The organism is Nocardia sp. JCM 34519.1 (assembly GCF_020361265.1).
Taxonomy (GTDB): domain Bacteria; phylum Actinomycetota; class Actinomycetes; order Mycobacteriales; family Mycobacteriaceae; genus Nocardia; species Nocardia arthritidis_A.
On the sequence record NZ_JAIRBR010000015.1, the window covers coordinates 128,346 to 147,233 of the forward strand.

The 18,888-nt window shown below is 67.7% G+C and carries 19 protein-coding genes and 1 riboswitch; of the genes, 15 read left to right on the plus strand and 4 right to left on the minus strand.

Annotated features, from left to right (window positions below):
• The first annotated feature begins 71 nt into the window (after nt 1–71).
• The 8 genes from LGY53_RS30250 (at nt 72) to ligD (ending at nt 8,453) form a co-directional block, all read left to right on the plus strand.
• Complete coding sequence (locus LGY53_RS30250; protein WP_225730089.1) at nt 72–482, plus strand: hypothetical protein; 411 nt, start codon at nt 72–74, stop codon at nt 480–482.
• Nucleotides 483–565: 83 nt separating this feature from the next.
• Nucleotides 566–1,192 (plus strand): TetR/AcrR family transcriptional regulator, encoded by a 627-nt coding sequence (locus LGY53_RS30255; RefSeq protein WP_225730090.1) that lies wholly within the window; start codon nt 566–568, stop codon nt 1,190–1,192.
• A gap of 97 nt (nt 1,193–1,289) precedes the next feature.
• Nucleotides 1,290–1,458: riboswitch (M-box (ykoK) riboswitch) on the plus strand.
• A 239-nt stretch (nt 1,459–1,697) separates the two neighbouring features.
• On the plus strand, nt 1,698–2,417 hold the full coding sequence (locus LGY53_RS30260; RefSeq protein ID WP_225730091.1) for an MgtC/SapB family protein: 720 nt from the start codon (nt 1,698–1,700) through the stop codon (nt 2,415–2,417).
• Complete coding sequence (locus LGY53_RS30265; protein WP_225730092.1) at nt 2,414–4,150, plus strand: ABC transporter permease subunit; 1,737 nt, start codon at nt 2,414–2,416, stop codon at nt 4,148–4,150. Before LGY53_RS30260 ends, LGY53_RS30265 begins: the two co-directional genes overlap by 4 nt.
• Before the next feature lie 52 nt (nt 4,151–4,202).
• The gene (locus tag LGY53_RS30270; protein ID WP_167474806.1) at nt 4,203–5,543 is read left to right on the plus strand and encodes an AAA-associated domain-containing protein; all 1,341 of its coding nucleotides are present in this window, start codon (nt 4,203–4,205) and stop codon (nt 5,541–5,543) included.
• Nucleotides 5,544–5,709: 166 nt separating this feature from the next.
• Nucleotides 5,710–6,108 (plus strand): cold shock domain-containing protein, encoded by a 399-nt coding sequence (locus LGY53_RS30275; RefSeq protein WP_225730093.1) that lies wholly within the window; start codon nt 5,710–5,712, stop codon nt 6,106–6,108.
• 249 nt (nt 6,109–6,357) lie between these two features.
• A complete protein-coding gene (locus LGY53_RS30280; protein WP_225730094.1) occupies nt 6,358–7,458 on the plus strand; it encodes an ATP-dependent DNA ligase in 1,101 nt (366 codons plus the stop codon).
• The gene (gene ligD, locus LGY53_RS30285; protein ID WP_225730095.1) at nt 7,455–8,453 is read left to right on the plus strand and encodes a non-homologous end-joining DNA ligase; all 999 of its coding nucleotides are present in this window, start codon (nt 7,455–7,457) and stop codon (nt 8,451–8,453) included. Before LGY53_RS30280 ends, ligD begins: the two co-directional genes overlap by 4 nt.
• 13 nt (nt 8,454–8,466) lie before the next feature.
• Here ligD and LGY53_RS30290 read toward each other — a convergent pair whose 3' ends face one another.
• Complete coding sequence (locus LGY53_RS30290) at nt 8,467–9,165, minus strand: hypothetical protein (protein ID WP_225730096.1); 699 nt, start codon at nt 9,163–9,165, stop codon at nt 8,467–8,469.
• A 246-nt stretch (nt 9,166–9,411) separates the two neighbouring features.
• On the opposite strand from LGY53_RS30290, the gene LGY53_RS30295 reads away from it, so the two are divergent.
• On the plus strand, nt 9,412–9,762 hold the full coding sequence (locus LGY53_RS30295) for a hypothetical protein (protein WP_167474801.1): 351 nt from the start codon (nt 9,412–9,414) through the stop codon (nt 9,760–9,762).
• Nucleotides 9,763–9,792: 30 nt separating this feature from the next.
• Here LGY53_RS30295 and LGY53_RS30300 read toward each other — a convergent pair whose 3' ends face one another.
• The 3 genes from LGY53_RS30300 to LGY53_RS30310 all read right to left on the minus strand — a co-directional run bounded on the left by LGY53_RS30300 (nt 9,793) and on the right by LGY53_RS30310 (nt 12,350).
• The gene (locus tag LGY53_RS30300; RefSeq protein WP_225730097.1) at nt 9,793–10,422 is read right to left on the minus strand and encodes a TetR/AcrR family transcriptional regulator; all 630 of its coding nucleotides are present in this window, start codon (nt 10,420–10,422) and stop codon (nt 9,793–9,795) included.
• Nucleotides 10,406–11,551: an acyl-CoA dehydrogenase family protein gene (locus LGY53_RS30305; protein ID WP_225730098.1), complete on the minus strand. Its 1,146-nt coding sequence runs from the start codon at nt 11,549–11,551 to the stop codon at nt 10,406–10,408. Before LGY53_RS30305 ends, LGY53_RS30300 begins: the two co-directional genes overlap by 17 nt.
• A 121-nt stretch (nt 11,552–11,672) precedes the next feature.
• Nucleotides 11,673–12,350, minus strand: coding sequence for a TetR/AcrR family transcriptional regulator (locus LGY53_RS30310; protein ID WP_225730099.1), 678 nt, complete (start codon nt 12,348–12,350; stop codon nt 11,673–11,675).
• A 170-nt stretch (nt 12,351–12,520) separates the two neighbouring features.
• Here LGY53_RS30310 and LGY53_RS30315 point away from each other — a divergent pair, with 170 nt between their 5' ends.
• The 6 genes from LGY53_RS30315 to LGY53_RS30340 all read left to right on the plus strand — a co-directional run bounded on the left by LGY53_RS30315 (nt 12,521) and on the right by LGY53_RS30340 (nt 18,887).
• Entirely contained in the window at nt 12,521–13,519 is a 999-nt protein-coding gene (locus LGY53_RS30315) for an alpha/beta fold hydrolase (RefSeq protein WP_225730100.1), read from the plus strand.
• 24 nt (nt 13,520–13,543) lie between these two features.
• Nucleotides 13,544–13,759, plus strand: a complete 216-nt coding sequence (locus LGY53_RS30320) for a hypothetical protein (RefSeq protein ID WP_225730101.1) — start codon at nt 13,544–13,546, stop codon at nt 13,757–13,759.
• The gene (locus LGY53_RS30325) at nt 13,756–15,270 is read left to right on the plus strand and encodes a hypothetical protein (protein ID WP_225730102.1); all 1,515 of its coding nucleotides are present in this window, start codon (nt 13,756–13,758) and stop codon (nt 15,268–15,270) included. The genes LGY53_RS30320 and LGY53_RS30325 overlap by 4 nt, the downstream gene beginning before the upstream one ends.
• Nucleotides 15,271–15,279: 9 nt before the next feature.
• Nucleotides 15,280–16,623, plus strand: coding sequence for a hypothetical protein (locus LGY53_RS30330; RefSeq protein WP_225730103.1), 1,344 nt, complete (start codon nt 15,280–15,282; stop codon nt 16,621–16,623).
• A gap of 80 nt (nt 16,624–16,703) precedes the next feature.
• Nucleotides 16,704–18,134 (plus strand): SDR family NAD(P)-dependent oxidoreductase, encoded by a 1,431-nt coding sequence (locus LGY53_RS30335; protein WP_225730104.1) that lies wholly within the window; start codon nt 16,704–16,706, stop codon nt 18,132–18,134.
• 36 nt (nt 18,135–18,170) lie between these two features.
• The gene (locus LGY53_RS30340; RefSeq protein ID WP_225730105.1) at nt 18,171–18,887 is read left to right on the plus strand and encodes a hypothetical protein; all 717 of its coding nucleotides are present in this window, start codon (nt 18,171–18,173) and stop codon (nt 18,885–18,887) included.
• Nucleotide 18,888 lies beyond the last annotated feature (1 nt).

Sequence of the window (18,888 nt, forward strand, 5' to 3'; positions counted from 1 at the left end):
AGACTGGCGCACTAGCGCAGGATGTCATGCGCGGGTATTCGCTCCATCGGATTCGAAAGAGATGATGCACCATGCTGCTTCCGTCGAAGAAGACCGTCGCCGCCACCCTGACCACCGTGGGCGCGGTCGGCGCCGCGCTGGTGTGCACCGCGCCCGCCGCGCCCGCCGCCGTCACCTCGATCACCGTCACCCCCGGGATGAGCTTCGGCAGCTCATCGCAGTACGGCACCGGCTGCAGCTACACCGCCACCGCCAACGCGACACCGGGTGATGTCATCGGATTCTTCGACCCCACCGGCAGTTTCGACCCGTCCGGCTGGGTCACCGTCCCCGACTCCGGTTCGGTCACCGCCATCTGGCGGCCCGCCGTCCCCGGCAATCACACCCTCTACGCGGTCCGCAGCACCGGCGAATACGTACAGACCAGCGCCACCGTCGGCACCGGCATCAACCTCGGCCCCGCCTGCGTGGTGCCGTCCTGACGAAGGGTTCGTCGACTCGCCAGGCCCTGTCTCGAAGTCCGGCCGACACCGGACCCTAAGACGCAGGGCCTTAATGTAGGCGAGTGCAGACAGGTCAGGATTCAGCCGACGGGGGTCCCCGCATCTGGGGTGGGACCACGCTCACCGAGCGCAGGGAGGCCCGCCGGGCCGCGCTGCTGGAGGCCGCGCTCGACCTGATCGGGGAATCCGGCGCGAGCGGGGTCACCATGCGCGCGGTCTGCCGCAGATCCAACCTCACCGACCGCTATTTCTACGAGAGCTTCGCCAGCCGCGACGAACTGCTCGACGTGCTGTACCGGCAGGTCGCCGACGAATTCCTGGCGCCGATGACGGCCTTCGCCGCCACCGACGATCCGGCGCGGGACCGGCAGCTGTCGGAGATCCTGGTCGACAAGGTGCTGGCCGACCCGCGCAAATCGCGGCTGTTCCTGGTCGAGCCCTACTCCAGCACCGGGCTCGGGCAGACGACCATCGCGGTGATGCCGGTATTCACCCGGTTGATGCAGGACCACCTGTTCGCGCATATCCAGGATCCGGTGCGGCGCAGGCTGGCCGCGGTCACCATGGCAAGCGGCAATGCCGGCATGTTCTCGGCCTGGCTGAACGGCTCGCTGCGGGCGAGCAGGGATCAGATCGTCGACCACTGCGTCGCGACGCTCACCATCTATCGCGCTCTGTACAAGGATTGACCTGCATCGCGCAGCGATTCGATCGGGGGTGGTGGTCGGGCGACGGGTGTGCTCGATTTGCCATGACACGCGGCGGCGTGTTTACTCGCTGACGCAAGGTGCTCATCGTTCGCTGAGGCTCCTGCACGGATACAGGCCAGCGACCCCGAACGTCGAGAGACGCCCCGGGTCAGGACAGGTCTCCCCGGCCTAAGGGGTGACTCCGATTGGCTCCCGTCCCCGGGTTCACGCCGTGCAGTGTCAAAGGTCTTACGAGGAAGCCGTTAAGCGTTCGTCGAGATTTCCCGTTCCTCGGATACGGTAGGCGCACGCGACCACCATGATCGACAAGCGCGCGGCGCGATCGGAAGTTTTGAGGAGGTGGGCCGGATGACCGGCGGTGATAGTCCCAGATCCCTGTTTGCCAACAATTCACCTGGCGACACCTTCGTAGCTCGCGACGGGGCGCATACCGGCCCGTAATCTGCTGTTTCGACGGTGCGCACATCATTCGGGAGAAAGCGTCATGTCAACAGTCGAAATGGTGCTGCGGCTGCTCACCGGCGTCGGCCTCGGTACCGCGATCGGTTTCGAGCGCCAGTACCGCGCCCGCGGCGCCGGACTGCGCACCAATGCCCTGGTGGCCGCCGGTGCCACCCTGTTCGTGTTGTTGTCCGCCAACGGTTTCCAGGGCAACGATGCGGACCCCACCCGGGTGGCCGCCCAAATCGTCTCCGGCATCGGCTTTCTCGGCGCCGGTGTGATCATCCGCGACGGGCTCAACGTGCGCGGGCTGAATACCGCTGCCACACTGTGGTGTTCGGCTGCGGTCGGCGCATTGGCCGGTGCGGGCATGTACAGCACCGCGCTCGCGGGCACCGTCGCGGTGGTCGCGGTGAATATCGCGTTGCGGGCCGCGGGCCGGGCCGTCGACCGCCATCCGGAATCCACCGAAGAGCAGGCCGCCGGCTACGTATTCGTCGCGGTGACCAACGACGACAACGAGGCGCATGTGCGCGCCCTGCTGGTACAGGCGTTGACCCGCACCGATTTCCGCCTGGTCTCGGTGTCGAGCGCGAATACCGATAGACCCGGCCGGGTGGAGGTGCGCGCCGAACTGGTCGGCGATCAGCGCGACGACCGGCAGATGGAATCCGCGGTGAGCAGGCTCAGCCTGGAACCGTCGGTGACCAGCGTCGGCTGGCACACCTCGGTGAACGAGAAGGCGGGCGGGTCCCAGGCATGACGCTGCTGCGCTCCTACCCCTCCCGCGACGCGCTCGACCGCCCGCGCGCCAGGATCGCCGATGCCGTGGTGTTCACCGGCGCCGCGGTGCTGGTCTATGTGATCGTGCGACTGTCCGCGGGCGCCGCCGTGCCGTTCGACGCGAATACCGCTCCCGCAACGGTTTCCACCGATATCTCGGAGCTGCCCTACTATGCGGCGCGCTCGTTGCTGCGGATGTTCGCGGCGCTCGCGCTCTCGATCGTATTCACCTTCGTCTACGCGACGGCCGCGGCCCGGCTGCGGCGGGCGCGGCTGATCATGTTGCCCGCCTTGGACATTCTGCAGTCGGTGCCGGTGCTCGGCTTCCTGTCCATCACCGTCTCCGGGTTCATCGCGCTGTTCCCCGGATCGCAGCTGGGTCTGGAATGCGCGTCGACCTTCGCGATCTTCACCGCGCAGGCGTGGAATATGACCTTCGCCTTCTACTACAGCCTCATCGCCCAGCCGCGCGAACTCGACGAGGCCGCGCGCAACCTGAGATTGTCGCGCTGGCAACGATTCTGGCGGGTGGACGCGCCGAGCGGGATGATCCCGCTGGTCTGGAACGGCATGATGAGCTTCGGCGGCGGCTGGTTCTTCCTCGTCGCCTCCGAGGCGATCAGCGTGAACAACAATAATTTCGCGCTGCCGGGCATCGGCTCCTTCGTCGCGACGGCCAGCGCCGACAAGGATCTCGGCAAGGTGTTCATCGCGATCGGCGTGATGATCGTCATGGTCGTCGGGGTGAACTTCTTCTTCTGGCGCCCGCTCACCGCATGGGCCGAGCGGTTCCGGGTCGAGGAGTCGGAGGCGGCCGAGGCGCCGCGCAGCCTGGTGCTGAACCTGTTGCGCCGCTCCACCATTCCGGCGCTGCTCGGCCGGGTGCTCGGCCCGGTCGTCGCGCCGGTGGACCGGGTGATGAGCGTCTTCGGCCTGGCCGAACATCCGCTGCGCACCTCGCCGGCGCGCCGCAGGGCGGGCGATATGGTGTTCGCGGCGGTGATCGCGGCCGGAATCGTTTGGGGCGCATACCGGGTCGTCACCTATATCGCGTCGACCGCGGGCTTCGGCGAGGTGCTGCACGCCTTCGGGCTCGGCTTCATCACCCTGCTGCGGGTGGTGGTGCTGTTGATCTTCGCGACCGCGGTCTGGGTGCCGATCGGCGTGTGGATCGGGTTGAATCCCAAGGTGTCCCGGCTCGCGCAGCCCGTGGTTCAGGTGCTGGCCAGTTTCCCGGCCAACTTCCTGTTCCCACTCGTCGCGGCCGTCCTGGTGTGGAGCGGCGCGAGTTTGAACTGGGCCTGTGTGCTGCTCATGGCGCTCGGCGCGCAGTGGTACATCCTGTTCAACGTCATCGCCGGCGCCAGCGCGGTGCCCAACGATCTGCGCGAGGCCGCCGCGAACCTGCAGCTGCCACGAAAACTGTGGTGGCGCAGGCTGATTCTGCCCGCCATCTTCCCCAGCTACGTCACCGGCGGCATCACCGCCGCCGGTGGGGCGTGGAATGCGTCCATCGTGGCCGAGGTGGTGGAGTACGGGTCGACCACGCTGGTCGCCGCCGGACTCGGCTCCTACATCAAACAGGCCACCACGGCCGGTGATTCGCCGCGCATCCTCATCGGGGTGCTCGTCATGAGCATCTTCGTCGTCGTCATCAACCGGGTCTTCTGGCGCAGGCTCTACGCGCTCGCACAGCGGCGGTACTCGCTGTGACCGCGCGAATCGGGTTGATCGCCAAGGATTTTCGTTCGACAGGAGGGCTCCCATGACCGCAACGACCACCACCGGCGAGGTGTTGCTCGATATCGCGGGCGTCGGCAAGCGGTTCACCGGCGCGGCGGGCGATGAGCTGCGCGTGCTCGACGGTATCGACCTGCAGCTGCGCAGCGGTGAAATCGTTGCGCTGCTCGGACGTTCCGGCTCCGGCAAGTCGACCCTGCTGCGCATCATCGCCGGGCTCATCGCACCCTCCGACGGGCAGGTGCGCTACCGCGGCGGACTGCTCAACGGCGCCAATCCCGGTGCGGCGCTGGTATTCCAGTCCTTCGCGCTGATGCCGTGGCTGACCGTCCAGGACAATGTGGAGCTCGGGCTGGCCGCCCGCAACGTGCCGCCCGCCGAGCGGCGCAGGCGGGCGCTGGCCGCGATCGATATGATCGGCCTCGACGGCTTCGAAACCGCTTATCCCAAGGAGCTTTCCGGCGGTATGCGGCAGCGGGTCGGATTCGCGCGGGCGCTGGTGCTCGAGCCGGATCTGCTGCTGATGGACGAGCCGTTCTCCGCGCTCGATGTGCTCACCGCCGAGAATCTGCGCACCGAGCTGGTGAACCTGTGGGCCACCGACGATTTCCCGACCAAATCGGTGTGCATCGTCACGCACAATATCGAGGAGGCCGTGCTGCTCGCCGACCGAGTGCTGGTGCTCGGCTCGAATCCGGGCCGCATCATCGCCGAAGTGCCGGTGCCGCACGCGCGTCCGCGCGACCGGCGGGCGCCCTGGTTCGAATCGCTGGTCGATCAGATATACGGACTGCTCACCGGTCGCGATACCGAACCCGTTGTGCCGGAACCGGATAAGGCCACCCCCACCGCGCAGCCGCTGCCGGAGGCCTCGGTCGGCGGGCTGGCGGGTCTGGTCGAACTGGTGTACGCCAAGGGCGGTCGCGCCGATCTGCCGGATATCGCCGACGAGCTGAATTTCGAGATCGACGATCTGCTGCCGCTGGTCGACGCCGCCGCCATGCTCGATTTCATCACCGTCGAATCCGGCGACCTGATCCTCACCGATATCGGCGCCCGCTTCGTCACCGCCGATATCCAGGAATCCAAGCAGATCTTCGCCGAGCAGGCCCGCCACCGCGCGCCCCTGGTCCGCACCATCTGCAAGGGGCTCACCGGATCCCGCGACGGCTCGCTGCGCGCCTCCTTCTTCCTGGACCTGCTGCGCCGCGGCTTCTCGCCCGACGACGCGCGCCGCCAGCTCGACCTGGCCATCGACTGGGGCCGCTACGCCGAGTTGTACGACTACGACACCGATTCCGATCAGATCACCGCCGATCCCGCCGCGAATGTGTTCGAGGCGGTGCGCGGCAAGTGGGCGTCTTGAACCGGGGATCGTCGCGATTTCGAGCCGGTTCCATTCGGGCCGTTGCGATTTCGACGCGCGGACGGTGATACCGCCGCCGCGGTCGCCCGGCAAAAGACGTTTTCCCGCAACGGATGCGATAACGAGGGTTAAAGTGACCCAGTAGCGCGACGGCGACGAGGAGCGGGTGTTGGTGTCCATCGGGAAATTGGTGTCGTTCGACAGCTCTCGGGGATTCGGATTCATTCGGCCCGAGGATGGCGGGCCCGATGTATTCGTACACGTCAACGACATCGGGTTGGACGAGGACGAACTACGCCAGGGCAGAGTGTTCGAATTCGATGTCACCGAGGGCGATCGCGGGCCGAAGGCGATCAACCTCAGCATTGTCGGCGGTCAACCGGCCATCCCCCTTGCGCGCCACAAGAAGGACAAGAATTCCGGTCAGCTCTCGGCGACCGAGCACAAGCGGCTCATCACCGAACTCCTACTGGATGCCAGCCCGGCCCTGACGGCCGGCGAGATCCTCACCATCCGCGACCGGCTCACCGCCTTCGCCGACCAGCACGGCTGGCTCGAAGGGTAGTTCGCAACCGACCAACTCGACCAGCCACGTGCATGCCGAGTCGACAACTGATTTCGTGAGCACATGGGTAACTCATCGGGGACGGGCCAACCCGACCACCGCGAATCTGTCGGCCGCCCGCGATATTCTCGCGGCACACGAGCCTGGCCTGAAACCGCGGAGAGGCGGACCAGCTCGGAGCCACACCGATGAATCGGCAGCACGCACGCCGTCTTTCCAGGTGAGGACCGAATCCGAAGGAGGGATCGCGTGGATCTACCGGTGCAGCCGCCCGTCCGGCCCATGCTGGCCAAATCCGCGCCCGCGGTGCCGCGGGAGCCGGGGCTGAGCTATGAGCCGAAGTGGGATGGTTTCCGCTGTGTCGTCTTCCGCGACGGCGACGAGGTCGAACTCGGTTCCCGCAATGATCGCCCGCTCACCAGGTATTTCCCGGAGGTCGCGGAGCTGCTGAAACAGGCGCTGCCGGAGAAATGCGTTGTCGACGGGGAGATCGTCGTCGTCACCGAACAGGGCCTGGATTTCGACACACTGCAGAATCGGCTGCATCCGGCCGCGTCCAGGGTGAACAAGCTGGCCAAGGAGACGCCGGCCAGCTTCGTCGCCTTCGATCTGCTCGCCCTCGGCGACCAGGACCTCACCGGTGCGCCGTTCAGCGAGCGCAGGCGGCTGCTCGAGACCATCCTCGACACCGCACTGGCCCGCGTGCATCTGACACCCATCACGCAGGACCCCGATGTGGCCGAGGACTGGTTCACCCGCTTCGAGGGCGCGGGGTTCGACGGTGTGATGGTCAAGGCGAACGACCTGGAGTACCTGCAGGACAAGCGGGTGATGCTGAAGGTCAAACACGAGCGGACCGCCGACTGCGTCGTCGCCGGTTTCCGCTGGCACAAGGACGGCGAGGGTGTCGGTTCGCTGTTGCTCGGCCTGTTCGACGACGAGGGCAATCTGCATCACGTCGGGGTGGCGAGCAGTTTCACGGCGGCCCGCCGCAAGGAGTTGGTCGAGGAGCTGAAACCGTTGCGGGAGAACGCACTCGACAATCATCCGTGGCGCGACTGGGCCGACGCGGCCGCGCAGGCGAAGGCCGACGGCAAGATGCCGGGCGGGGTCAGCCGGTGGACCGGCGGCAAGGATCTGTCCTGGGAGGCGCTGCGCCCGGAGCTCGTGGTCGAGGTCCGCTACGAACATGTGCAGTCGGGGCGGCTGCGCCACGGCGGCAGGCTGGTCCGCTTCCGCACCGACCGCACGCCGGAGTCCTGCACCTACGCGCAACTGGATGAGGTCGCGCCCGCCGAGCTGGCCACCATCTTCGCCGAGGCGCGCGCCGATGCGGTGGCCCGGCGATGACCGAATCGATCGATATCGAGACCGACGGCCGCGTCGTCTCGATCAGCAATCCGGACAAGATTTATTTCACCAAGCGCGGCGAAACCAAACTCGATTTGGTGCGCTATTACCAAGCGGTCGCGGAACCGTTCCTCGGCGTGGTTCGGGACCGGCCGCTGCTGCTGGAGCGTTATCCCGATGGCGCGTCCGGTAAATCGTGGTTCCAGAAACGGGTGCCGAAATCGGCGCCGGAGTGGTTGCACACCGTCGAGGTGGCCACCCCCAACGGCACCACCAGCGATGCGCTCGTCGCGCACGACCTCGCGCACATCCTGTGGGCGGTCAATCAGGGCTGTCTGGGATTTCACGTGTGGCCCAATCGAATTCAGGATCTGAAGATCGCCGACGAACTGCGCATAGACCTGGACCCCTCCCCCGGCATCTCCTTCGACGATCTGAAACACGCGGCGGTGCTCACCCGGGAATTGTTCGCGGAGTTGGGCATCGATTCGCGGATCAAAACCTCCGGATCCCGTGGCCTGCACATTTATGTCGCGCTGGAGCCGAATTGGGACGGTTATCAGGTCCGCGCGGCGGCGGTGGCATTGGCCAGGGAGCTGGAGCGCAGACATCCGGAGCGGATCACCGCGCAATGGTGGAAAGAGGAGCGCGGCGCCCGCGTCTTCATCGATTTCAACCAGAATGCCCCGCACAAAACGGTTTTCGGCGCGTGGTGTGTGCGGCCGAAGGTCGGTGCGCAGGTGTCGACACCCATTTCCTGGGACGATTTGGACACCATTGTTCCGGAGGATTTGACCATCGCGACGGTTCCGGCGCGGCTGGCCGAACTCGGCGACCCGTGGGCCGACCGTCCGCCGCAATCGATCGCGCCGCTACTGGAAATGTCCGAACGCGATATGGCCGCCGGACTCATGGACGCACCGTGGCCGCCGCAATATCCGAAAATGCCGAACGAGCCGCCGCGGGTGCAGCCGAGCCGGGCGAAGAAGGGCTAGCGGGCGGGTGGGCTTATTCGGTCCACGGCACCCACATGGCGTTGCGGCCCTGCCCCTCGCAGACCAGGGCGCGGCCGTCGGTGGTGCGGGCCGATTTCTGCGCGGAGGGATCGCAGCTGGTCCCGGTCTGCTGCACGCCGCTGGCCACGGCGTACGGGCCCGCCCACTTGTAGCCGCCGTTCACCCCGGAGCTGAACAGGCATAGCAGGGTCGAGCCGTCGGCGGCGGTGCCGATCAGGCCGACCTGCGCCTCGGTGCAGGTCTGGCCCTTCACCGGCGTTCCGGTGGCCGCGGCCGTCGTCGTCGCCGGGGTCGTGGTGGCGGCGGCCGACGCCGTCGTCGTCGTGGCCGGGGTGGCGCGCACCGTCGGCTGGACGGTCTCCGAAACCGCGGACGAGCTGTCGGCGCGATGCAGGAAATCGCGTAGCGCCGTGCCACCGAACATGACGAACGAGACGATCGCGCCCACCTCCATCAACCCGATCAGCAGTGCGAAGGACGCCATCGCGCGCCCGCGCGGATGACCGAAGGCGATCATGCCGAAGACGATCGCCACCGGGAACAGGCCCAGCAGGGCCGCGACCAGCGCGACGATCGCGTAGGGGTTCACGATCGGCGCGCCGTCCTCGTCATCGCGGGCGCGGCCACGGCGCCGGGATTCGCGCTCGACCTCCGGCCAGCGGTCACTGTCCCAGCGTTCGGTCCGTGTCATGCCAGGTCCCTCTCACATCACCAACACACGCAGGAACCTCGGACTCACCCGAACCCCGCCCCGCTTCCCGACCCACAATAGGGGCGAATCGCGCGAATCAGCGGTGAAAATAACGAACCCTGAACAATTGCTCGCGAATTTCTCGCCGACGAGCCATTCTGATGTCGAAGAGGAATAACTGATCATGTGCCGCGGGTGCGCCGGAGCGGTAAGCCGGAGCGCCGCGAATCCGATACAGGAGGTTCCATGCTCGGTAACACCAATTCGGCCGCGGAGTCCGACGCCTGGCACGCCCAAGCCGGCGACCTGCTCAATGACAATTACAACGTCCCAGGGCTCGTGCTGTGCGCGCTCGGCGTCGTCGGCATGGCGTGCACGCTCACCGCCGCCGGATACGGATTCGACGGCTGGACCCAGGTCGGCGCCATCCTCACCGCGGCGCTGTGGATCGCGGGCATCGGCGCGCTGCTCGTCGAGCATCGCCGCGAGGAGCTGATCGAGCGCCGGTACGGCAGGCAGGGGCATGCGCCCGGACATTTGCAGCCGGTGCGCTACAGCGCCGAACCGCCCGGAAAGCATGCCCGCGAACTGATCTGATTCCACACCGAAGGCATCGACCGCGGGCGTTCAGCGCCTGCGGTCGACCTTCGGCAGCGATTGGGTCACCAGCGTCATCAACATGTCGGCGAGCAGTTCGTGCACCTGTTCCCTGGTCAGGGTGCGGCGGGTGATCCATTCCCGCCCGGCCACTTTCACCAGTCCGCCGTATGCGCGGACCAGCGCGCGCAATTGCGCGCCGTGTGCCGAATCGGCCCGGCCGACCATCAGCAGCAGACGCTCGGCGGCCGCGTCATCGGCCGCGTCCAGGATCTGCTGCACCTCAGGATCGTCGCCGACGCCCTCGTGACTGGTCACCTTCACCCAGGTGCTGCCGTGTTCGGCGATGGTGTCCAGCAGCCAGTGCACACTCGCGTCGACTCGTTCGCGATCGGTGCCGGTCGGCACGATCATGTCGTCGACCCTGGGCAGCGTCACCATGCGGCGCACCACCGCTAGGTAGAGGTCGCGCTTATTGCCGAAGTAGTGGTTGATCAGGCCGCGTGCGACACCCGCCCGCTGGGCGAGTTCGGCGGTCGAGACCGCGGCATACGGTCGTTCGCCGAACATGTCGATGGCGCAGGCGAGGATCTGCGCGCGGCGCTCGTCGGGTTCGAGCCTGCGCCTGCGCGCGCCGTTGGTTTCAGAGGGAGCGGGCAATGAGATCCTTCATCACCTCGTTGCTGCCCGCCAGGATGCGCAGGACGCGGGCGCCGGTGTAGAGCTGAGAAATCGGGTACTCCGTCATGTAGCCGTAGCCGCCGAACAGTTGCAGGCAGCGATCGACAACGATACCCAGTTGATCGGTGAGCCAGTACTTCGACATCGCGGCCGTGGGGATATCGAGCTCGCCGCGCAGGTGTTTGCCGATGCAATCGTCGAGGAAGGTGCGGCCGACCTTCGCGATCGTCGCGCATTCGGCGAGTTCGAATTTGGTGTTCTGCATGGCGAACAGCGGTTTGCCGAATGCCTCGCGGCCTTTGGTGTATTCGACGGTGAGCCGCACCGCCTGCTCGGTCATCGCCACCGCGATGATCGCGGTGACCAGCCGCTCCTGCGCCAGCAGCTGCATCATCTGATAGAAGCCCTGGCCCTCCGCCGCGCCGAGCAGGTTGCTCGCGGGCACGCGCAGGCCGTCGAAGAACAGTTCGGCGGTGTCCTGCGCCTTGCCGCCGATCTTGTTCAGGATCCGGCCGCGGGTGAAACCCGGTGTGTCGTCGCCGACTTCGGCGAAGATGAGCGAGACGCCCGCCGCGCCCTTCGTCGGATCGGTCTTGGCGGCGATGATGATGCCGTCGCAGAGCCAGCCGTTGGTGATGAAGATCTTCGAGCCGGTGATCACGTACTCGTCGCCTTCACGCACCGCGCGGGTTTTGATGTTCTGCAGATCGGATCCGGTGCCCGGCTCGGTCATCCCGATCGATAGCACCATCTCGCCGCTGGCCGCCTTCGGCAGCACCCGCCGCTTGAGTTCCTCGGAGCCGAACTCGTTGAGGTAGGGCGCGATGATCGCGCTGTGCACGGGCATGCCGAGCGAACCGTCGCCGGCCAGGGTCTGTTCCTCGATGATGGCCGCCTCGTGCGCGAAAGTGCCGCCACCGCCGCCGTATTCGGCCGGGATCGCGGCGCACAGCAGGCCGAGTTCGCCCGCGCGGTTGTACAGTGCGCGATCCGGATGACCCTGTGCGACGAATTTCTCCTCGTGCGGGACGACTTCCTTTTCGAAGAACGTCCGCGCCAGCTTGCGTACTGCCTCGACCTCGTCGTCACTCCACGCGGCGCGTGCCATCTGCCCGTTCCTTCTGTTCGACGCCCGGCATCGACGCCGGTTCCGTCATCAGATTCGCGCACTATTGGCAACATGTCAACAACCGCGCGACACGTCGGTGCCATAGCCGATTCTCGGTGGGTCAGCTCGCGGATTCGGCTCGGTTCACCGCGGCCAGCGAGGTGAGGATCGGGGTGTCCGGGTCGGCGGCTATGCCCTGCCCGCGCAGGAAACCGTCGACCAGCCCCCAAACGAATTCCGTTGCGCGGTCTACGAATTCGTCCGCGCTGCGCCGATGATCCGGCTCACCGAGCCACAGGTCGGTGATCGAGACGACCACGCCGACCACCGCCCTGGACAGGTAATCGATGCCGTCGCTGTCGATGGCGACGGCGGCGGCCACCTCGCGCGCCTGCTTCGCGAAACGGCCCGCGGCCGCGCGGCCCACATCGAACTGCGGCAGCGAGCCATCCGCCCTCGGCGTCATCTGCGCCTGGGCCAGGAAGCGGAAAACGTTGGGATGCAGCAGAATACTATCCGCGTACCCGCTGAGCACCCGGCGCAGCGCGGCGCGCGGCGGCTGCAGCACGAGCGTGAGATCGGCGGCGGCGGTCACCAGTTCGCCCATGCGGTGGCCGATTTCGGTGTAGAGATCGGCCTTGTCGGTGAACTGCCGGTAGAGGCGCGGCTTGGTGATGCGCGCCTCGCGGGCGATATCGTCCATGCTCGGCCGCGGGCCGTCGCGGTCGATCACACGGATCGCCGCGTCGACGATCTCCGCACGGGTGATCGTCGCGGATCTGGCATTGACGCGGGACACGTCCGCAGCTTACACGTACCGCCGGTACGGTCGGATCGCGGCGAATGGCGTGAGCTACGCCATATTTTCGTGGCGACCGCCGCCATTGCGCCCGGATGATCGTACTGTCAGTATCGGAAAACGTACCGGCGGTACGCAGCGCGGCCGCATCCGCACGACCGAGGCATCCGATGAACGCAGCATCGCACAGTGATTCCCCGACCGGCGGTGACCGGCCGCCCGGCGCGAGCACCGCACCGCACGATCCGGCCCGTGAGACGCCGCGCCCGGACCGGCGCTGGACGGTTCAGGGCGCGGGCGGTGAGCTGGCCGTCTTCGAATGGGGCGAGGCCGCCGCCGAACCGCTGGTGCTGGTGCACGGGCTCACCGACACCCACCGGGTCTGGGCCACCGTCGCGGCGCTGCTGTCCGACGGATTCCGGGTGATCACCTATGACGTGCGCGGGCACGGGCGTTCGGCCGGGTCGCCGGATCCGGCGGCGTATCGGCTCGACCATCTGGCCACCGATTTCTTCACCGTCATCGATGCGGCCAGCCCGCGCCGCCCGGTCCACGCCTGCGGCCACGGCTGGGGCGCGGTGCAGCTGTGGGAGGCGGTGTGCGATCCGCGCGCCAATACCCGAATCGCCTCGTACACCGCGATTTCCGGGCCGAACCTCGATCACCTCGGGCTGTGGCTGCGCGCCGCGCTGCCGCGGGCGCGCCGCGTCGTCGGCGATCCGGCCGCCTGGCTCGGCCTGGCGAGATGGGCGTTGACTCCGAAACCCGTTGTGCTGCGGCGCTTCTACACGCCTCGGGTGCGTACCTGGCTGGTCGAGCGGCTGGGCGGCATCTCCCCGGTGCCGGCGCGCATCGCCCCGACCTGGTGTGCCGATGCCGTCGCGGGCGCCAGGATCGCGCACGCCAACCTCACCCACCATCTGGGGCGGCCGCGGTTGCGGCGCACCGCGGTTCCGGTCCAGCTGCTGGTGAACACCACCGACATCCTCGTACCGCCCGCCGCGTACGACTGCTCGGATCGCTGGGTGGATCGGCTGTGGCGCAACGCGGTTCCGGCCGACCACTGGCTGCCGGTGACCGAACCGCTGCTGGTGGCCGAGGCGCTGGCGAATTTCATCGACGATCTGCGCGCCGACCGGGCCGCGATCTCCCCGCGCCGCCGCGCCTGACCGGGTACTTACAGGAGATTATCGATGTCCGATGCCGCCGAACTGCTGAGCAGAACCCTCTCGGCGCCGCTGCCCGCCGAATTCGATCGGCTCTCCGAAGCCGAACTGGCGCAACTGGATCGACTGTTGCGGGCCGCCGAGCAGCGGCGGGCTGACCGCCTGGGCGCAGCCATCGATTCCGGACTTCGGCTGATCCCGCGCCTCATGCGTCCCGCGGTGAAGCGGGCGCTCGGCCTGTGACAACCTTGCTCGCCCGCGCCGAGACCACCAAACTCGCTCGGCTGCTGGAACTTTCCGATCCCGCCGCAGTCGAATTCCTCACCGCGCTGCCACCGGAGGCGATCCGCGTCTTCCGCGAGCGAGCCACCGATCTGCTGTTCGACGGCGAGGCCGCGCGCATGAAACGCATTGCCGCGGCTGCCCGTATCGTGCCGACCGCGATCAGCGCCAAGGCCGCCGAGCACGCCTTCGGGCCGCTGCTGTGCGCCGCCGTCGCCGGATCGGTGGAACCCGCGCGGGCGGTGGAGATCGCGCGGGCGCTGCCGCCGAAGTTCCTGGCCGAGGCCGCGACCCAGCTCGACCCGCGCCGCACCGCGGCATTGCTCGCCGAGGTGCCGCAGCAGCTGGTGGTGCCGGTGGCGCGCGAATTGCTTTCCCGCGGTGATCATTTGACCATGGGCCGATTCGTCGGCGCGGTGCCCGACGAGATCATGCTCGCCGTCGCGGCGATGATGGACGACGCGGATCTGCTGCGCATCGGTTTCGTGATGGAGAACAAGGATTCGGTCGACCGGCTGATCGGACTGGTCGAGGACCGGCTCGCCGGGGTGATCAGAGCGGCCGCCGAACAGGAAATGTGGGCCGAGGGCATCGATCTGCTCGGCGGCGTCGGCGCCGCGAACCGGGCGCGGCTCGGCGACCTGGCCGCCGGACTCGACGGCGAGCTGCTCGACGGCCTGATCGCCGCGGTGCACGAGCTGGACGCCTGGGCCATGCTGCTGCCGGTCACCGGCGCGATGAGCGAGGAAAGCCTGCGCGCCTTCGTCGTTCGCCCCGCGATGCGCGACGAGGCGGTACTGGCAAGGATTTTGGCCGTCGCGCTGGATCATGATCTCTGGCTGGAGCTGCTGCCGCTGGCCAGACAGCTCGCGCCGGAACAGCTCGGATTTCTCGCGGGCCTGGTGGCGCAGAAACCCGACGACGAGCTGGGCGAGCTTGTCCGCCAAGCGGATTCGGCCGGACACTGGGCGGCCATGCTGCCGATCGCGCTGGCCATGACCGCGGCCGACCGCAGGCGGATGGCCGCGCTGCCGGTCATGGCGGAGCCCGCGGTGCTGCGACGGATCATCGAAACCACCGCCGAGCACGAATTGTGGCCGGAGGCACTGCCTTTGGTGGACGCACTGCCCGAGACGGCGAAAACCCGGCTGGCCACCCATATCGCGGAACTCACTCGCGAACAGCTGCTCGCGGCGGTACACGCGGCCGCACGCGGCGAAACGGTCGACACCCTCGTCGAGATCGCGCTCGCCCAGGACGCGGCCGGGCGGGCGCGGATACTCGAGCTCGTCGACGGTATGGACGGACTCGACGATTTCCTCGCCGCGCTGAGCACCGAAACGCCCGATTCCGTCTGGCACGGCCTGATCGAGGTGCGTGCCGAAATTCCGGGCAACCTGCTGGCGGCCATCGCCGACCGCGCCGCGTCCTGCGACCGGACCGAAGTCGCCGGCCGGTTGCGGGTCGAGTAGCCTGCGCGCATGACCGAATCGGGGGATGCGAAACACCGCAAGCCGGACGACGAGTGGTGGACCGAGCTGCAACAACCGGGCCAGCCGCAGGCGGTAGCGGATCCAACCATGGTACGCGCGCCGAGCGGTCCAGGGCCGCAGTACTCGACCGGATCCGAGCAGCATGCGGTCGGCCAGCCACAGCCGCCTGCCCAGCCGTATGGCGTCCAGCAGGCCGATCCGACGATCCTGCGCCAGCCGAGCAGTCCGGCGATCCCGCAGCAGCCGGGATATCCGCCCGTCGATCCGCAGCAGGCGGGTTATCCTGCCGCTCCGCAGCAACCGTATCCACAGGCCGCGCCGACTCAGTTGCAGCAGAGTCAGCCGTCCATCCCGCAGCAGGCGGGATATCCGCAGGGCGCGCCGACCCAGTTCCAACAGAGTCAGCCGTCGATCCCACAGTCCGCGCATCCGGATCCGGCGCAACAGGTTCCGCAACAGCCGGGGTACCCGGTTCCTGCGCAACAGTTCCCGCAGCAACCCGCGTATTCCGCTCCGGCGCAACAGGTTCCGCAGCAGCCCGGGTATCCGGCTTCCGCGCAACAGATTCCGCAGCAACCCGCGTATCCACCCGGCTACCAACAGATTCCAGGACAGCCGTTCACACCGGGGCAGCCCCCGCTCAACCACCCACCGGCTTCGGGCGGCCCCGGCAAGGGCTGGCTGTGGGCGCTGGGCGCGGTCGTGGTGACCTCGGCGATCTGGGCGGGCGGCGTATTCGCCGCCGGCGGCTTCAGCGACGGACCGCAGATCAGCAAGGATGCCGATCTGCGCGGCTACCACTTCGTCGGCAATCTGTGCGACGCCACCGACACCTCGCTGTTCACCGGCCGCAACCTGAAATCCCAGAGCACCGACAGCAGCGGTAAGGCATTTCCGACGCATGAGGGTCACCAGCATGCCGCGCTCGACTCGATGTCCTGCGGGTTCCATTTCGCGCCACCCGGATCGACGGACAAATACAGCTACGCCTCGCTGTATGTCAACGCGAACGTGCACAAGCAGACCGATCCGGGACCGGAATTCGACGCCTACCGCGATACGTTCACCGATACCGAATTCGGTAAGGATTCGACGATCGAGAAGGTCTCCGGCATCGGCGACGCCGCGTATCTGACGCTCAAGAAGCCGTCATCGGGTTCGAGCGGTGTCGACGTCTCGCTCTCGGTGCGCGACGGCTGGTTCACCTACGGCCTCAGCTGGTATCAATCCGACTACGGCAACAAGAATTCGGGCCAGTATCCGAGCGAATCCGATATCAAGGATCTGCTGAAGAAGGCGGCGGCCGCGTCGATGCCGAAGCTGCGCGGGTAACCACCGGGCAACCGCGGCGGCGGGTTTGACACAATGAACGGGTCGATCGCCCAGTTCAGCAAAGGATGACCCCCGTTCCGATGGCCGAAAGCACCATTGATCCCGACGAGCTCGCCACCTGTCTGCGCGTGCTCGACCAGGCCGCACGGCTCGAGAAGGATCATCCCGACTCGGTCACCGTGCAGCGCGCCGTCGGCCACATGTTCAAGAAGCTCAAGCAGCGCAAGCGCACCGAGGCCAGGGACCGGGTGTCGGAGGCGGACCGTGCCGTAGTCGCGGCCACCGCCACCGGTTCGCCCAACCGGATCGATGACGAGACGGCGGGCATCCCGCTCACCTCGAATACCGTGGGCGCGAGCGCGGGCACGCTGATCCGGCCGCGGCCCTGCTACATCTGCAAGCAGCGCTACACCCAGGTGGACGCGTTCTATCACCAGCTGTGCCCGGACTGCGCGGCGCGCAGCCACGCGAAACGGGACGCGCGGACCGATCTGACCGGGAAGCGGGCGCTGCTCACCGGCGGCCGCGCCAAGATCGGCATGTACATCGCGCTGCGGCTGCTGCGCGACGGCGCGCACACCACCATCACCACCCGCTTCCCCAACGACGCCATCCGGCGCTTCGCCGCCATGGACGACAGCGCCGACTGGTTGCACCGGCTGCGCGTCGTCGGCATCGATCTGCGCGATCCGGCGCAGGTGGTCGCGCTCGCCGACGATATCGCGGCGCAGGGGCCGCTGGACATCCTGATCAACAACGCGGCGCAGACCGTGCGCCGCTCCCCCGGCGCGTACAGCGCGCTGGTCGACGCGGAATCGGGTCCGCTGCCCGCGGGTGCGCTGCCCGAGGTGGTCACGTTCGGCAAGACCATGCAGGCGCATCCGACCGCGCTCACCGCGTCGCTGGCCCCGACGCTGTCCGCCGCGGATGTCGCCGAACTCGCGCTGGTCGCGGGATCCGCCACGCCGGAACGGATTTCGCGCGGCATCGCGATCGACGCCGGCGGCCTGGTGCCGGATCTGGCGCACACCAACAGCTGGGTGCAGACGGTGGCCGAGGTGGATCCGACCGAACTGCTCGAGGTGCAGCTGTGCAATTCGGTGGCGCCGTTCATCCTGGTTTCACGGTTGCGACCGGTCATGGCGGCGGCGAACGCCCGGCGCAAGTACATCGTCAACGTCTCGGCGATGGAGGGCCAGTTCTCCCGCGCCTACAAGGGTCCCGGCCATCCGCATACGAATATGGCCAAGGCAGCGCTGAATATGTTGACGCGCACCAGCGCCAGGGAGATGTTCGAGGCCGACGGCATCCTGATGACGGCGGTCGACACCGGGTGGATCACCGACGAGCGCCCGCACTACACGAAGATCCGGCTCGCCGAGGAGGGCTTCCACGCCCCGCTGGACCTGGTGGACGGCGCGGCCCGGGTGTACGACCCAATTGTCCAGGGCGAGAACGGAACCGACCTGTACGGCTGCTTCCTCAAGGACTACGAACCCGCCCCCTGGTGAGTGTTGCGTTCCGGCCCGCCGCCGAGATTATCGACCATGCGAGCATTCGGGGATGGCAGGAAACGGGGCGGGCAAGCGCAGACGGACTGGCTGACCGATTTCCTGCTGGCGGCCGCGCATCGCGCCCGGCAGCCGCCGCCGGAGTGGAATCGGTTGCGGCCGTTGCCATCCGAGCTCGGCACGGGTTTGGCCCGTTTCCCGGCCCGCTGGCGCGACAGCACGCTGCTCGCGTCCAGCACCGGCTCCGGGGATCCGGATTATGTTGCGGCCGTTCGGCTCTACCTCGCGGAGAAGGCGGAGCATGCTCGGCTGATCGACCAGATTGCTGCGGCAGACGCCGAAGTCCGGCGAGCGCGGCACGGCCGTGGCCTGTCCGCAGAGCTGCGGGCGCAACTGGTAACCGGCGTGATCGCGGCGCGCTACTTCCGGGCGCTGCGCGACGGCACCATCGATCCGGTGCTCACCGAGGTGGCCCGGCGCATCCACGCCGACCAGATGCGCCACCTGGAATTCCATAAATCCCAGCTGCGCACCGAATACGCCCACCCCGGCCCGCTGCGCCGGACGGCGGCGCGCGCATTGTGCTGGGCGCAGCTGTGCCGCGCGCTCACGGTCACGGCCGTCGAACAGCGCGCCGCGCTGCGTTTCCTCGGTGTGCGCCGCCGCGAATTCGCGAGCGACACCGTCGTGCTGTTCCGCCATCTGCTGCGCCGGATATTCGCGCGGGCCACGACGGCGGGCCTACCCTCGTAGT